13 protein-coding genes are annotated in these 13,569 nt (G+C 68.4%); 12 read left to right on the top strand and 1 reads right to left on the bottom strand.

Annotation, left to right across the window (positions count from 1 at the left end; translation table 11 throughout):
- The first annotated feature begins 30 nt into the window (after positions 1–30).
- The 10 genes from FJX73_10670 (at position 31) to FJX73_10625 (ending at position 9,755) form a co-directional block, all read left to right on the top strand.
- Positions 31–1,239, top strand: coding sequence for a flippase (locus FJX73_10670; GenBank protein MBM3471235.1), 1,209 nt, complete (start codon positions 31–33; stop codon positions 1,237–1,239).
- Positions 1,240–1,343: 104 nt separating this feature from the next.
- The gene (locus FJX73_10665) at positions 1,344–1,802 is read left to right on the top strand and encodes a type II toxin-antitoxin system PemK/MazF family toxin (GenBank protein ID MBM3471234.1); all 459 of its coding nucleotides are present in this window, start codon (positions 1,344–1,346) and stop codon (positions 1,800–1,802) included.
- Positions 1,803–1,872: 70 nt separating this feature from the next.
- Positions 1,873–2,115 carry an AbrB/MazE/SpoVT family DNA-binding domain-containing protein gene (locus tag FJX73_10660; protein MBM3471233.1) on the top strand — a complete coding sequence of 81 codons (243 nt, stop codon included), beginning with the start codon at positions 1,873–1,875 and terminating at the stop codon, positions 2,113–2,115.
- A gap of 3 nt (positions 2,116–2,118) precedes the next feature.
- The gene (locus FJX73_10655; GenBank protein MBM3471232.1) at positions 2,119–2,454 is read left to right on the top strand and encodes an mRNA-degrading endonuclease; all 336 of its coding nucleotides are present in this window, start codon (positions 2,119–2,121) and stop codon (positions 2,452–2,454) included.
- On the top strand, positions 2,451–3,545 hold the full coding sequence (locus FJX73_10650) for a glycosyltransferase (GenBank protein MBM3471231.1): 1,095 nt from the start codon (positions 2,451–2,453) through the stop codon (positions 3,543–3,545). The genes FJX73_10655 and FJX73_10650 overlap by 4 nt, the downstream gene beginning before the upstream one ends.
- A 33-nt stretch (positions 3,546–3,578) precedes the next feature.
- Positions 3,579–4,529, top strand: coding sequence for a MoxR family ATPase (locus FJX73_10645; GenBank protein ID MBM3471230.1), 951 nt, complete (start codon positions 3,579–3,581; stop codon positions 4,527–4,529).
- Complete coding sequence (locus tag FJX73_10640) at positions 4,516–5,634, top strand: DUF58 domain-containing protein (protein ID MBM3471229.1); 1,119 nt, start codon at positions 4,516–4,518, stop codon at positions 5,632–5,634. The genes FJX73_10645 and FJX73_10640 overlap by 14 nt, the downstream gene beginning before the upstream one ends.
- Positions 5,310–7,835: a DUF3488 domain-containing protein gene (locus FJX73_10635; protein MBM3471228.1), complete on the top strand. Its 2,526-nt coding sequence runs from the start codon at positions 5,310–5,312 to the stop codon at positions 7,833–7,835. The genes FJX73_10640 and FJX73_10635 overlap by 325 nt, the downstream gene beginning before the upstream one ends.
- The gene (locus tag FJX73_10630) at positions 7,819–9,138 is read left to right on the top strand and encodes a phospholipid carrier-dependent glycosyltransferase (protein MBM3471227.1); all 1,320 of its coding nucleotides are present in this window, start codon (positions 7,819–7,821) and stop codon (positions 9,136–9,138) included. The genes FJX73_10635 and FJX73_10630 overlap by 17 nt, the downstream gene beginning before the upstream one ends.
- A 44-nt stretch (positions 9,139–9,182) precedes the next feature.
- Positions 9,183–9,755, top strand: a complete 573-nt coding sequence (locus FJX73_10625) for a Uma2 family endonuclease (protein MBM3471226.1) — start codon at positions 9,183–9,185, stop codon at positions 9,753–9,755.
- On the opposite strand, the gene FJX73_10620 is transcribed toward FJX73_10625, so the two are convergent.
- The gene (locus FJX73_10620) at positions 9,752–11,041 is read right to left on the bottom strand and encodes a hypothetical protein (protein MBM3471225.1); all 1,290 of its coding nucleotides are present in this window, start codon (positions 11,039–11,041) and stop codon (positions 9,752–9,754) included. The two genes, FJX73_10625 and FJX73_10620, sit on opposite strands and share 4 nt — an antisense overlap.
- 55 nt (positions 11,042–11,096) lie before the next feature.
- On the opposite strand from FJX73_10620, the gene FJX73_10615 reads away from it, so the two are divergent.
- On the top strand, positions 11,097–12,281 hold the full coding sequence (locus FJX73_10615) for a hypothetical protein (protein ID MBM3471224.1): 1,185 nt from the start codon (positions 11,097–11,099) through the stop codon (positions 12,279–12,281).
- On the top strand, positions 12,278–13,429 hold the full coding sequence (locus tag FJX73_10610) for a hypothetical protein (protein ID MBM3471223.1): 1,152 nt from the start codon (positions 12,278–12,280) through the stop codon (positions 13,427–13,429). Before FJX73_10615 ends, FJX73_10610 begins: the two co-directional genes overlap by 4 nt.
- Positions 13,430–13,569: the final 140 nt, after the last annotated feature.

Below are 13,569 nucleotides of genomic sequence, written 5' to 3'. Positions count from 1 at the left end.
CTGCGGCACAGCCTGGCCCAGAACGCGCTAGTGCTGTACTGGGCCCACCTGGCCAACTACCTGCTGCCGCTTATCACCGTTCCGTACCTTGCCCGCGTGCTGGGCCCGGCCGGCTGGGGCCGCCTCGCGATGGCCCTGGCCCTGGGCATCTACATCACGCATGTGGTGGAGTACGGCTTCCACCTGTCGGCCACGCGCGAGGTCGCCCGCTCCAGGAGCGACCGTGCCCGGCTGGCGGATCTCGCAGCAGGGGTGCTGGGCGCGCGGGCGCTGCTGGGGGTGCTCATCCTCCCGATCCCGCTTGTCTTGCAGGCGCGGCTGCCCGTCCTGGGAGAGCATCCCGCGCTGCTCTGGGGCGCGTATCTCTGGGGGGTTGCTCAGGGTTCCTCGTTCGGATGGTACCTGATGGGGATGGAACGGATGCGGCAGGCCGCGCTGCTCGACACCGGGACAAGAGTCCTGGCAACCGCGGGCATCTTCGTTCTGGTGCGCGCGCCCAAGGACGCGGCCCTGGTGCTGTTGCTGCAGGCGGCCGCGGGCTTCCTGGCCCTCGGGGGCGGATGGATTATGGTCCGCCGCGAGGCGCCGATCCGGTGGCCCGGCTGGCGGGCAACCCGGGACGCGCTGCGCATGGGCTGGAGCATGTTCGTCTTCCGCGCATCGGCAGGCCTCTACACAGCCGGCAACGCCTTCATCCTGGGCCTGTTCGCGCCGCCCCAGGTTGTGGGCTACTACGCGGGCGCGGAGAAGATCGGGAGGGCGATCGTCGGGCTGCTGGGTCCGGCAGGCCAGGCGCTCTACCCGCGCGTCAGCCGCCTGGCCAGCCATGCCCGCACCGAGGCGCTCCGTATGGTCCGGCTGGGCCTGGCAGCGATGGCACTGGGTGGAGTATTGCTGGGGATTGCGACCTTCCTGGGGGCGCCGGTGTTGGTGCGCCTGCTCCTGGGCCCCGGATTTGAGCCCGCGGTCGCGGTACTGCGCGTGCTGGCGCTGGTCCCGCCCCTGGCCGCGGCCAGCAACGTTCTGGGCATCCAGTGGATGCTGCCGCTCGGGCTGGACCGGCCCTTCACCCGAATCGTCATCTGGGCAGGGTTGCTCAACCTGGGGCTGGCGGTCTGGCTGGCGCCTTCGCTTGGGGAGAGGGGAATGGCCTGGGCCGTGGTGGCGGCCGAGGCGTTTGCCGCGGCGGGGATGTGGTTGTATCTTCGGATCAGGCACCTGGATCCGCTCCAGGGATGAGGACTCTTCTGGTACCCACCTGATGTCCAACGGGTTGCCGTATTGCCATATCCCCGGCAGTATGGGTAAGTGAGCAACGATCCTGGTGCTCCCGGGAGAAATCCATGCGCAAGAGGCAGAGCCGTCCGATGCGAGAAATCGTGGTCGAGGCGCTAAAGATGTGGATGGCCGACCAGGGGATCAGTCTCGTCGAAGATCAACTAGAGACCCAGGCCGCCGCCGCCCCTGCTGAGGGCGTGTTCGCGCAGGACGCGGATGCACAAGTCGAGCACCTGCGGCCTGCGCTTGTCATCAGCACGCGCGAGTACCACGCCGGATGCGCCGACTGCATCGTGGCCATGATAACGAGCCGCATCGAGGCACCTCGAAGGCCTGGAGACCATCTGGTGCAGGGATGGGAGGCGTCGGGGCTGCTTCATCCGTCGGTAGTACGGGCCAAGACCACGACGATCTCCCGGCAAGTCATCCGCCGCAGGCTCGGACGTCTGCCGACGGGCGACCTAGACGAGTTCGCCCGAGGGCTGGCCGCGGCCATCGGGGTCGCGCGTCGCGATGAGGCGTGATGGGCGGATGGCTAATTCATGAACCGCACGCGTGGTATACTCATTGTATAGCCCGTTGAAGGAGGACCCAATGAAGACGCGGGTTCAGCGATGGGGCAACAGCCTTGCGGTGCGCATCCCCAAGACGTTTGCGGTTGAAGTTGGCTTGGAGGATGACTCTCCCGTTGTGCTCCGGCTGCATCGGGGGAAGCTCATAGTTGAGCCGGCTTTCGCAACTCCGGTCATCTTGGATGAACTCCTGCGCGGCGTCCGGAAGACCAACCTGCATCGCGAAGTGGATACCGGCCCTTCGCAAGGGAACGAGGCCTGGTAGGCCATGGCCAGGGTACCGGATCGAGGAGACGTGGTCTGGGTCTCCATGAATCCGAAGACGGGGCGTGAGCAGGCGGGGCGGCGGCTGGCGCTGGTGATGTCACCGGGCGTGTACAATGGCAAGGTTGGCCTGGCCATCCTGTGCCCCATCACCAGCCAAGTGAAGGGGTACCCGTTCGAGGTGCAGATCCCTAAGGGGCTTCCAATCCAAGGTGTGATCCTCTCCGACCAGGCGAAGAGCCTGGACTGGAAGGCCCGGGAAGCGATGTGGATCTGTACGCTTCCGGGTGAGACTGTGCAGGAAGCATTGCTCAAGCTTGCGGCCCTGCTGTCACAATGATGACCCCCCAACCCCCAGACCTGTCGGTTGTCATTCCCACCCGCAACGAGAGGGAGAACATCCCACGCCTGCTGGACGCGCTGCGGGCTGCGCTGGGATCCCTTGACCATGAACTGGTCTTCGTGGACGACAGCACCGACGGGACGGACACGGTGCTGGCCGAGGTAGCGCGGTTGGACCCCAGGATCACGGTGCACCACCGCGAGCAGGGAGACGGCCTGGCCGGTGCGGTTGTGGCCGGGCTTCGCTTCGGCCGCGGCGAGGTGATCGGGGTGCTGGACGCCGATCTGCAGCACCCACCCGAGGTGCTGGCGGCCCTGATGCGACGCCTGGAGGAGGAGCGCGCCGACCTGGCCGTGGCCTCGCGCTACCTGCCCGGCGCGGGCAGGCCTGGGCTGTCGCCGTGGCGGCGGCTGGTTTCGCAGGTCACCCGGCTACTCGCCTGGGCGCTGCTCGGGGCAGCACGACGCAGCACCGACCCGCTCTCGGGCTGCTTCGTGGTGCGCCGGGGCGTGGTGGAGGGAGTGGCGCTCCGGCCGGTGGGGTTCAAGATCCTGCTGGAGATCCTGGCGCGCGGCCGGTACCGGCGCGTGGCCGAGGTGCCCTACATCTTCGAGGCGCGCTGCGCAGGACAGACCAAGGCGACGCTCCGGCAGGGGCTCGACCTGTTTCGCCACATCGCGGTTCTCGTCACGGCCAGCCCGGCGGATTCGAGGCTGTGGAAGTTCCTGCTCGTGGGCGCCAGCGGCGTGGTGGTCAACATGGTCGTGTTCTGGCTGCTCACGCATCCGGTAGGCGTTCACTTCATGCGGGCGGGCATTGTGGCCGGTTTGGTCTCGACGTTCACCAACTTCCTCCTGAACAATGTCTACACCTGGGCCGACCGCAAGGAAGGGAGCCTGTCCTCCTTCTTGCAGCGGATGGGCAAGTACTATATGGCCACCTGGCTGGGCTACCTGGTCTACCTGGGATTCCTCTGGGGGCTGACACGCGTCGGGCTGATACCTATGGTCGCTAACCTCATCGCCATCGGCCTCGGCGGGTTGCTGAACTTCGTGGTGCACAATCTGTGGACCTGGCGCCAGCGGTGAGGTGCGCGTTGACACACGACGGAGCGTCTCCCGATGCTCGCTGACCAGATCGCCCGGCTGCGCGAGAGCATCGGCCGCGTCATCCTGGGCAAGGACGCGGTCATTGACCTGGTGCTGGTGGTCCTGCTCTCCCGCGGGCACGTGCTGCTGCGCGACGTGCCCGGCGTGGGCAAGACGATGCTGGCCCGGGCCCTGGCCCGCTCGATCGGCGGGGAGTTCACGCGCATCCAGTGCACTCCCGACCTGCTGCCCTCGGACGTGCTCGGCACTTCGATCATTGATCCCCGCACATTTGAGACCCGGTTCGTGCCCGGCCCGATCTTCGCAAACGTGGTCCTGGTGGATGAGCTGAACCGCGCCACGCCGCGCACGCAGTCGTCATTCCTGGAGCCGATGGATGAGGGGCAGGTCACGGCCGACGGCCAGGCGCGGCGGCTGCCGCACCCTTTCTTCCTGATCGCAACGCTCAATCCGACCGAGCATCATGGAACCTACCCTCTGCCGGAGGGCCAGCTCGACCGCTTCGCCATGGCCACGTCGCTGGGATACCCTCCGCTGGAGGCCGAGCGCGCGATGCTGGCCGGCCATGCCGGGCATCACCCAATAGAGGCGGTCACGCCGGTGCTGGTGCCTTCCGAGGTGCTGGCCCTGCAGGAGTCCGCTGCGGCGATCCTGGTCAGCCCTGCGGTGCGCGAGTACGTGCTGGCGGTCACCGGCGCAACCCGAGACCACCCTTCGGTTGCGCTCGGATGCAGCCCTCGCGGCGGCCTGGCCCTGGTGCGCGCCGCGCAGGCGCGGGCCGCGCTGGTCGGTCGGGCGTTCGTTACCCCCGACGATGTGAAGGCGTTGGCGGTCCCGATAATGGCCCACCGGATGGTCCTTCGGTCGCTGGCCGGCCCGGCGTCCTCGGCTGACGCGGTGATCGCGGAGATCCTGGCTCAGACCCAGGTGCCGGTCTTCGAGGCGCCCCGTGCCAACGCGTGAGGGCACCTCCGCGCTGCTGCTTGCGGGCGCGGTCTTTCTGCTCGCGACCAACCTGGCCTCCGGGCTGCTCTTCGTTCTCGACGCGCTGCTGGTCTCGCTGCTCTTCGTAGGCGCGGCCACGGCGCACGTGCCGCTGCGCCGGCTGCGCGTGGAGCAGCAGGCGCCGGCCCGAGGGGTGGAGGGCGTTCCCCTGCCGGTTGAGATCACGCTGGAATCCCCCCGGGGGGGCCGGTTCTTCGTTGTTGAGTGTGGATGGTCGGGCGCCCGGGCGCGGGCTCTGGTGCCGCACGCGGTCCCCGGCGTCCGGGCCACGATCAGCCTGACCGTTGTGCCGCCCGTCCGCGGCCGGTTTGCGCTCGAGCCGGTGACGGTGGCGTCCCGGGGGCCGCTGGGCCTGTTCGCGGCGAGCCGCAAGTTCCCGGCAAACGGAGGGGTCACGATCTGGCCGCGGACCCGACCGGTGCCCTCAGGGGTGATGGCACACCTGATCCCGGTGCTGGAAGGCGGGTCCTCGGGCGCTCGTACGCGGCAGGCCGAGGACCTCTACGGCGTACGGGACTACAGGTGGGGTGACAATCCTGCCCACATCCACTGGAGATCCTCGGCACGGCGCGGGGCCCTGGTTGTGCGTGAGTTCGAGCGGCCGGTCACGCCTGGCGCCGCGATCGTCGTTGACCTCGATAGCCGGCAGAGTCCTGAGCAACTGGATGCCGTCGTGCGCGCCGCGGCTTCGCTGTTCCAGGCGGCGCTCGACCGCGAAGCGGACGTTGTGCTGACCGGATGGGAGGAGGGGGTAGTCCAGCACCGCGGCCGCGAGCCGGCCATGGACTGGCTGGCCGGCGTGACTCCCTGCTCGCCGCCGGTAGCAGAAGTGCTCCCGAAACTGGCCGCGTCCGGCCGCCACCTGATAGTGGTGGCAGCGAACACCGGGAGCGAGGCGTGGCTCGGCGAATCGTGGCCCGGCGGATCGCGGCCTGCCGGCGGATCGTGGCCCGAGGGCGTGACGCCGGTACTCCCCGCGGTCCGGGTGGCCGGCGCCTCTGCCGGAGTCGGAACCGCATCAGGCCTCGTCTACATGGAGGATGGGACGGTGCAGGCGTGGTAGGTTGGCGCCGCCTCGTGGCCACCGGTGCGCCGGAGCACTCGGTGCCGCTCCGGTTGTGGACCCTGGCCTCGGTGGTCGTCAGCATCATGGCGGTGACCGCCCACGACGACTTCCTGGAGCACCGTCTGATAGTCCCGACCCTGGTCGCCGCCGGGTTCATGTTCTCCTACTGGCGCCGCGGGAAGCGCAACTGGTGGGTCAAGCTGATTCTGGCCGCGCTGTGCCTGCAGGTGGGCTGGCAGTTCCTGCGCGACGTCTATTCCAACCCCTTCCACACGAGCGTGCCGCTCACCGTGCTTCTGCTCTGGCTGCAGACGCTACACTCGTTCGATGTGCCGGCGAGGCGCGATCTGCTGTTCAGCCTGCTCTCGTCGGTGATCCTGATGGCGGTGGCCGCGGCGTTCGGCCGGGACATGACCTACCTGCTCTACCTTGTGCCGTATGCCCTGGCTGCGGTCCATGTGCTGGTGCACAACTCCTGGCAGGCCGCTGTGGAGGCCGCTGTACCCCCGGGCAGAGCCCCCGGCATCGCTACCGGGGCCGCGGCGGGCTGGCCGACGCGCGGGATTTCGGGTCCGGCTGCCGGTCCGCGACTCCAGGGCATGATGCCGGCGGCGAACCACCTTCTGATCATGGTGCTGCTGGTGGCCGGTGTGGTCTTCACGCTCACCCCGCGCTACGAAGGCGTACGTCTGGTCACGCTGCCGTTCTCGCCCCAGCGCCTGCTGCTGGATTTCTTCGCCGGCCGGATCTTCAACCCGGCCTACCCGGGCGGGGGCGATGACGGCGCGTCGCAGAGCCTGTGGAACCCGCGCGGGTACTTTGGCTTCGGCACAACGGTGGACCTGCGCATGCGCGGCCGGCTTGACGAGACCGTGGTCATGCGCGTGCGGTCCACCCATCAGTTCAACTGGCGGGCGCTGGTATTCGACACGTACACCGGCTCCGGTTGGAAGATCAGCGACAACCGTGTATATGAGGCCGAGGGCAGGTTCCCGCCGATCAGCCTGGCCCACAGGCAGGATGAGATCCTTCGCTACGGCGTGCGGCCAATCCGGGTCACACAGTCGTTCTTCATTGAGGCGGAGCAGCCCAACGTGGTCTTCGCCGCGCCGGTGGCGGAGAGCCTCTACCTGTCCACTGCCCGGGTCTACCTCGACCGGTACGGCGCGATCAGGTTGTCGTCCACGCTCCCGCCCGGCACGGTGTACTCAGTGGTATCGCGCGCGCTGATCCCAGACCCCGGGCGTCTGCGCGGTGCCCAGGGCGAGATACCCGCGGACCTACGGGCGCGCTACCTGGCACTGCCGCAGATCCCGGGACGGGTGCGCGACCTGGCTCTGCGGCTCGTTGCCGATCAGCCCACGGCCTACGACCGGGTCGCCTCCGTGAACCGCCACCTGTGGGCCGAGTACCGGTACGATCTGACCATCCCCCCACAGCGGCGACCCGGCGACGCGGTGGACTACTTCCTGTTCGAGGAGCGGCGGGGCTACTGCGAGCAGTTTGCGAGCGCGATGGTCGTGCTGCTGCGGGCAGCGGAGATCCCGGCCCGGCTGGTAACCGGATACGCGCCAGGGACGCTCAACCCGCTTACCGGGCTGTACGAGGTCCGCAACAGCGATGCCCATGCCTGGGTGGAGGTGTTCTTCCCCGGGGTGGGATGGGTGGAGTTCGAGCCGACGCCGGGGTTCCCGGATACGGCCACCCTGGGTGCGCCGGCGCTGCGGCGCTGGGTCTGGCAGGATGTGGCCGAGTTGCTGCGCGCGCGGCTCCAGGCGCTGGCTGCCCGTTCGCCGGCCGCGGCGCGCGTGCTGGAGGCGGCATCCGTCCTGGCGCAGGGCGCGCTGTGGGCCGGGATCGCGCTGGCAGGGGTGCTGGCGGTGGCAGGAACGCGGCTGATTGTGGGATCGAGGCAGGCCTCCGAGATGCCCGGCGGGGGCCTCGGCGAGATCTACCGCCGGATGTGCGCGATGCTCGCCCGACGGGGATGGCGCCGCGCGCCCTCGGAGACCGTGGAAGAGTTCCGGCAGCGGGTTGAGGCCTCGGGTCCGATGCCTGAGGTCGCCCGGCTCTCGGCCCTGGTCGAGGCGTCCGTCTACGGCCAGGAGGAGCCGGGCGCAGAGGTGCTGGCAGAAGCCCGGCGCCACCTGGACGCGCTCGGCGCCCGCCTGAGGAAGGGGCATGGCCCTTCCCGCTGAGATCCCCGGGCCAGCTCCTGCCGGCGCTCCGGCGTCCGGCACAGCCCCTGGTCCGGCGGAGTCCAGGCGCGCGGCCCTGTGGCTGTTGCTTGGGATTGTCCTTTTCGCGGCCCTTGTACGCCTGCCGCGCCTTGAGACGCCTGCGCACATGATCTTCGACGAGATCTACTATGCGAAGGCAGCGCAGCAGATCCTCTCCGGTGCTGAGGTCACCGAGGAGCGCACCCACCCGCCGCTGTCGAAGCTGATCATCGCCGGGGGAATCCGGCTGGCCGGAGATCGCGCAGTCGGCTGGCGTGTGGCCAGCGCGGTCGCCGGCACGCTCCTGGTGGCTGTGATCTACGCCCTCGCCGCCATACTGTTCAGGGACCGGTTCATCGCCGCCTTCAGCGCGCTGCTTGTCGCCACCGACGGCCTCATCTTTGTCGAGAGCCGGATCGCAAAGCCCGACATCTTCCTGACCCTGTTCCTGTTCGGCTCGTATGCCGCGTTCTGGCGGTATCTGCGGGGCCGCCTGGACCGTCCGGAGGAGCCCTCAGGCGGTGAGGTACGCTGGCTCTATCTTGCCGGCGCGGCCGCGGGCTGCGCGATCGCCACCAAGTGGACCACGGTCGTGCCCCTCTCGACGATCCCGGTGACGCTGGCGCTGCTCCGCGGGTGGGGCAGGATCGCGCTGCCGCGCGGGGACATCCGCCACATCGCCGCCGCGTTCGTCCTTGTGCCGGTGGCGGTCTACCTGGTGACCTACATCCCGTACTTCATGCTGGGTCACAGCGTCCGCGAGTGGGTCGCGCATCAGGTCTCCATGTACGAGTTCCACGCGAGTCTCACCGAGCCCCATCCCTACCAGTCGAACTGGTGGTCCTGGCCGGTGCTGATCCGGCCGATCTGGTACGAGTACTACGAGGCCGCGCCGCAGATCCAGCGCGGTATCCTGGCCATCGGAAACCCGATCGTCTGGTGGGCGAGCCTTCCGGCGTTCTGCCTGGTCGCCTGGCGCGCCGTGCGCACCCGCGCGATGCCCGAGACCTTCCTGCTGGCCGGTTTTGCGATCTCTTATCTGCAGTACGCCTTCATCAGCCGGGCGCTGTTCCTCTATCACTTCATGCCGTCGCTGCCGTTCCTGATCATGGGCCTGGCCGCGGTGATGGCGCGCGTGCGTGCCAGGGTGGGAGGGGTCGTCGTGTGGCTGTTCGTCGCCCTGGCGGTTGGGTGGTTCGTGGCGTACTATCCCGTGCTGTCGGCTGTGCCGATGACCAACGAACGGATGATGCGATTGATGTGGTTCGGGTCGTGGATATAGGCTGAAAGCTCCGTGGGTCTGTCCGATGGTATGATTGGGCCGAGGTGGGAACCGTGAGCGTGCAACTCAAGCGGTGGGCGCGGAAGGAGTACGACCGGCTTGTAGCCCTCGGCGCGCTGGGCCCCGACGACCGGGTGCAGCTCATTGAGGGAGAGATCGTCGAAATGGCGCCCCAGGGACCCGGGCATGCGACGGCGGTGACGCTCCTGCTCGATGCTCTGCGGACCGCTTTCCCCGCGGGCTACGTGGTGCGCGCGCAGCTTCCCCTGGCGGTGGGCGTGTTCTCTGAGCCTGAACCCGATGTCGCGGTTGTTCCAGGAGATCCCAGGGAATACCGCGACCAGCATCCCACGACGGCGGTGCTGGTCGCCGAGGTTGCCGGGACGACGCTGGAGTTCGACCGGACGCGCAAGGCGCAGTTGTATGCCGATGCAGGAATCCCGGAGTACTGGGTGCTCAACCTTGTTGACCGAACGCTTGAGATCCTGCGGGATCCTGCACCGATCGGCGAGGGGCGCGGCGAATACCGCGCCACCCTGCGGCTGGGCGTCGCCGAGCAGGTTGCGCCGCTCGCGCGCCCAGATCACACGATCGCGGTTGCGGATCTCCTGCCCTAGTCCTTGACGCCGCGGTGTTCTTCGCTGATCGGCCCGCGGGCCGGAGTGAAGAGGACCCACAGCGCGACCAGAAAGGCCAGGACCGCGGCCACGCTGAGCGCGCGGGTACCGATGGGTGAGAATACCGTGGATTCCAGCCAGGCCGGCAGCGCGAAGGTCTGGACGTACGGGCGCGTGTACGCGAAGAGCAGGTTGAGCGCGAACACCACCGAGAGAGCCGCGTAGACCCCGAGCATCCGCCGGTCGGCCGCCGCGGCCGCCGCGAAGAACGGGATGGCCGGGAGCAGGTAGCGCTCGTGTATCCTGGTCGGGAGCACGAAGGTCGCCAGCAGCGCCACCGAGCAGGCCAGCACCGTCCCACGAAGCGTCGGGCGGCGCAGGGCTCCAACCGCAACAACCACCAGGGCGGCGGTCGCAGCGGTTGCTCCAAGCAGGTACAGCGGGATCCCCAGCCACTGTACACCGTCTCCGACCCAGAATCCCTGAGCCGCCCCCCAGAAGTTGAAGGCGACGACGCTGCTGTAGGGATAGACGCCGAGCGAGACTCGCAGGACGCCGATCAGACCGAGCGGGCTCAGGCCGAAGGGCAGGACGATGAGCACCAGAGCAGCCGCGGCTACGGCGGCCGCGCCCATCAGCAGATCCCAGCGGGGAGGGCCGTGGACCGGACGCGCGAGCATCCGCACCAGGTAGAGGCCGGCCGGGATCGCCACCGGAGCGGTCTGGGGCTTGATCAACGCCCCGATCGTGAGCAGTGCCGCCGGGAGCAGCGGCGACGCGGCGCCCAGCAGCGCGACGCCGGAGAGGGCTAACAGGGCTCCGACCGCGTCGGCCTGCCCCCAGTATGCGCTGTTGAAGACGATCCCCGGATTGAACAGGTACGAAGCCGAGAGGGTCAGGGCCCAGCCCGAACCCATCCTCCGCGTGAGGGCGAAGACAACCCAGGCCGCGGCGACATCGCATACTGCCGCGGGCAGCTTGAGGGCGAACACGAAGGCCTGGTCGCTGAGCCGGACGACCTGGTTTATCTCCCCGATTACCCAGAGCACGTAGAGGTATCCCGGGAGGTAGTCGGCGAACCCCGCGCCGTAGAACGCGGCAGGGCCCTTCTCGGCCAGGCCAACCGCCCATGCCCTGAACGTTCCGATGTCCACCGGGAAGCCGCCGTAGGGCATGATGAGGAAGCGAAGCAGCAGCGCAGCCGCCGCCAGGTTCCACCAGCGCCGGTAGTCCCGGTCGGCGTGCGTTACGGCGGCGGGGGCGGGGGGAGGATTGTCAGCGGTCATCGAAGAGTGATTCCACACAATGGGCTCTAATCCCCGCATCGCAAACCCATTGCCGATGAGGACACTCCTCCGGCACCCGGCGTTCTGGGCGGTGGCGATGGCGGTGCTGGCGTTCTCGGTCTACGCGCTCTCTTACGGCGGCCAGACGCCCTTCAATCATTACGTGCTGCTGGCGGACGCCTTTCTGAACGGCCGCCTCGACCTCGATCGCCCTCCGCGCTACCTCGAGATGACGCAATACGACGGCCGGTTCTATGTCATACCGCCGCCGGGCCCGGCGATTCTGCTGCTGCCGTATGTGGCCGTCTGGGGGCTGAGGGCAAGTCAGTCGCTGGCCAGTTGGTTGACGGGCGCGTTCGCCGCAGGGCTGATGGTGCTGCTGGCGTCCCGCCTGACCCCGAAGCCGCGCGACTATCTCTGGTTCGGAGCGATGGGCGCCTTCGGCACGATCATCTGGTTCCTGAGCGCCGTGGGCAGCACGTGGTACTTCGCGCACGTCGTGGCTGTGGCAGGACTGAGTTTGTCGCTGGTGGAGACGTTCGGTGCGCGGCGGCCGACAATCATCGGTGCCGGAATCGCGGTGGCCTACCTGTCGCACCTGCCGACCGTGCTCACGCTGCCGTTCTTCCTGGCAGCCACGCGTGCCGCCTGGTGGCCGGGCGGCCTCGGGGGCTGGCGGCGGGTTGACCTGAGCTACCTGATCCGACTGGCCGGTCCGATCGCGGCCGCGGTGCTGCTCAACAGCGCCTACAACTACCTGCGGTTCGGCACCGTCGCCGACGTGGCCAATGCCGTGCGACCTGGGATCCTCGACGAGCCGTGGTTCTCACGCGGGCTGTTCCACATCTCTTACATTCCCAGGCACCTGCACATCATGTTTCTCGACCGGCCGGTGCTCGTGCCGCACCCTCCGTTCGCGCTCGTGCCCTGGACCGGGCTCGCGATCTGGGTGACGACCCCCGCGTTCGTCTATGCCCTGCGCGCGCCACTGCGCGCGGAGGCACTGGCCGCCTGGGTCTCGATCCTTCTGGTGAGCATGGTTGTGATGTCGTTTGGGGCAACCGGCACCACCCAGTTCGGCTACCGCCTGGCCACGGACTTCTACCCGTTGTTGTTCGTGCTGACCATCTGGGGCATGCGCGGACGGCCGTCGTTGCTGGCAAAGGCCCTGATGGTGGCCGGCGTTATTGTGAACGCTTGGGGGGTAGTCTTCTGGCGTCTTGGGTGGATCGTGCCTTGAGACGGTCCCTGCTCGAACCGGCGGTGGTCTTCGCGGTGGCGCTGGTGATCTACGTCATGGTGACGCCCCGTACGAACACGGCGTACCGCCACTACGTGTACATGGCATCGGCGTTCCTGCAGGGTCGTGTGGATCTCCGGGGACTGCCGGCCCACTACCACGACGTCATCCGCATCGGAGACCGGGTGTACGCGCCGTTTCCGCCGGTACCGGCCGTCCTGCTGATGCCCGTCGTGGCGCTGCAGGGAGAGGGTGCCGACCAGGGCCGGGTCGGGCAGGTCCTGGCGGGGGCGGCCGCGGCCGTGCTTGTGGCCGCGCTGCGCCGCATGGGTTTCCCACTGGCGGTGCGCCTGTTCTGCGCCGCCGCCCTCTCCTTCGGCAGCGTCCTGTGGCCGGCTGTGGCGATCGGCACCACTTGGTTCTTCGCCCAGGTGGTGGTGGTCCTGGCAATGGCGGTGTTGGTCTGGGAGATGGCCGGTGGGGCCAGGCCCGCGGTGGTGGGGGCGGTGCTGGCTGCGGCGTGGCTGACCCGCCTGAGCGTGCTGCCGGCTGTGCCGGCCGTGGCAGCGATCCTCTGGCTGCGCCACCGGACGCTGCGGGCGCTGGTGCCGTTCGCGCTGGCCAGTGCAGCGGGCATGGCGGTCTACCTGACCTACAACGCGCTGCGCTTTGGAGACCCCCTGCAGTCGGGATACGGATTGCTGTCAATGGCCTCGGCCAGCGCGGATGCCGTGGCCCGGTGGGGATTCTTCAACGTTCGCTACGTGCCCGAGCACCTTGCCGCCATGTTTCTGCGCCTGCCTGATCTGATTCCCGACCCGCCGTACCTACGGCCCTCGCCTCACGGGATGGCGCTCTGGATCACGAGCCCGGTGGTCGTCCGGTTGCTGTTCACCCGGGCAGACCGCAGGGCATGGCTCCCCTGGGCCGCCGTGATCCTCAGCATGCTGGTGCCGATGCTGTTCTTCTTCTCGGTGGGCTGGGTGCAGTACGGGTACCGGTATAGTCTGGACTGGTGGGTGCCGGTGCTGGTGCTGCTAGCTGGCGCCCTGCGCAGCGGCCCTCTGGCGGTGGACTTGGCCCTGCTGGCCGCTGGCATCGCGGTCAATGGGACTGGTGTATACTGGGTCCGGGCGCTGGGATGGTGACCCGGTCCTGTCTCTACGATTCAGACATAAGTTCGGATAGAGGCTGAAGCGGGCTTCCGGCGGGTATTCCAGCCAGTAGGGGCGGGGTCGTCAACAAGAACCTTGACGACCTCGTGCTTTTCACCTAGGATCAGGGTAGT

The sequence above is a fragment of the Armatimonadota bacterium genome (genome assembly GCA_016869025.1).
GTDB lineage: Bacteria > Sysuimicrobiota > Sysuimicrobiia > Sysuimicrobiales > Humicultoraceae > VGFA01.
The sequence above is the reverse complement of the archived record's forward strand: the minus strand, read 5'-3'. Positions and strand labels throughout refer to the sequence as shown.

Bases quoted from the DNA above. Each gene is read 5' to 3' on its own strand.
- FJX73_10615 (MBM3471224.1), top strand. From the start codon at position 11,097: ATGAGGACACTCCTCCGGCACCCGGCGTTCTGGGCGGTGGCGATGGCG.
- FJX73_10620 (MBM3471225.1), bottom strand. From the start codon at position 11,041: ATGACCGCTGACAATCCTCCCCCCGCCCCCGCCGCCGTAACGCACGCC.
- FJX73_10645 (MBM3471230.1), top strand. From the start codon at position 3,579: ATGCTCGCTGACCAGATCGCCCGGCTGCGCGAGAGCATCGGCCGCGTC.
- FJX73_10635 (MBM3471228.1), top strand. From the start codon at position 5,310: ATGGGAGGAGGGGGTAGTCCAGCACCGCGGCCGCGAGCCGGCCATGGA.
- FJX73_10630 (MBM3471227.1), top strand. From the start codon at position 7,819: ATGGCCCTTCCCGCTGAGATCCCCGGGCCAGCTCCTGCCGGCGCTCCG.
- FJX73_10650 (MBM3471231.1), top strand. From the start codon at position 2,451: ATGATGACCCCCCAACCCCCAGACCTGTCGGTTGTCATTCCCACCCGC.
- FJX73_10655 (MBM3471232.1), top strand. From the start codon at position 2,119: ATGGCCAGGGTACCGGATCGAGGAGACGTGGTCTGGGTCTCCATGAAT.
- FJX73_10665 (MBM3471234.1), top strand. From the start codon at position 1,344: ATGCGCAAGAGGCAGAGCCGTCCGATGCGAGAAATCGTGGTCGAGGCG.
- FJX73_10660 (MBM3471233.1), top strand. From the start codon at position 1,873: ATGAAGACGCGGGTTCAGCGATGGGGCAACAGCCTTGCGGTGCGCATC.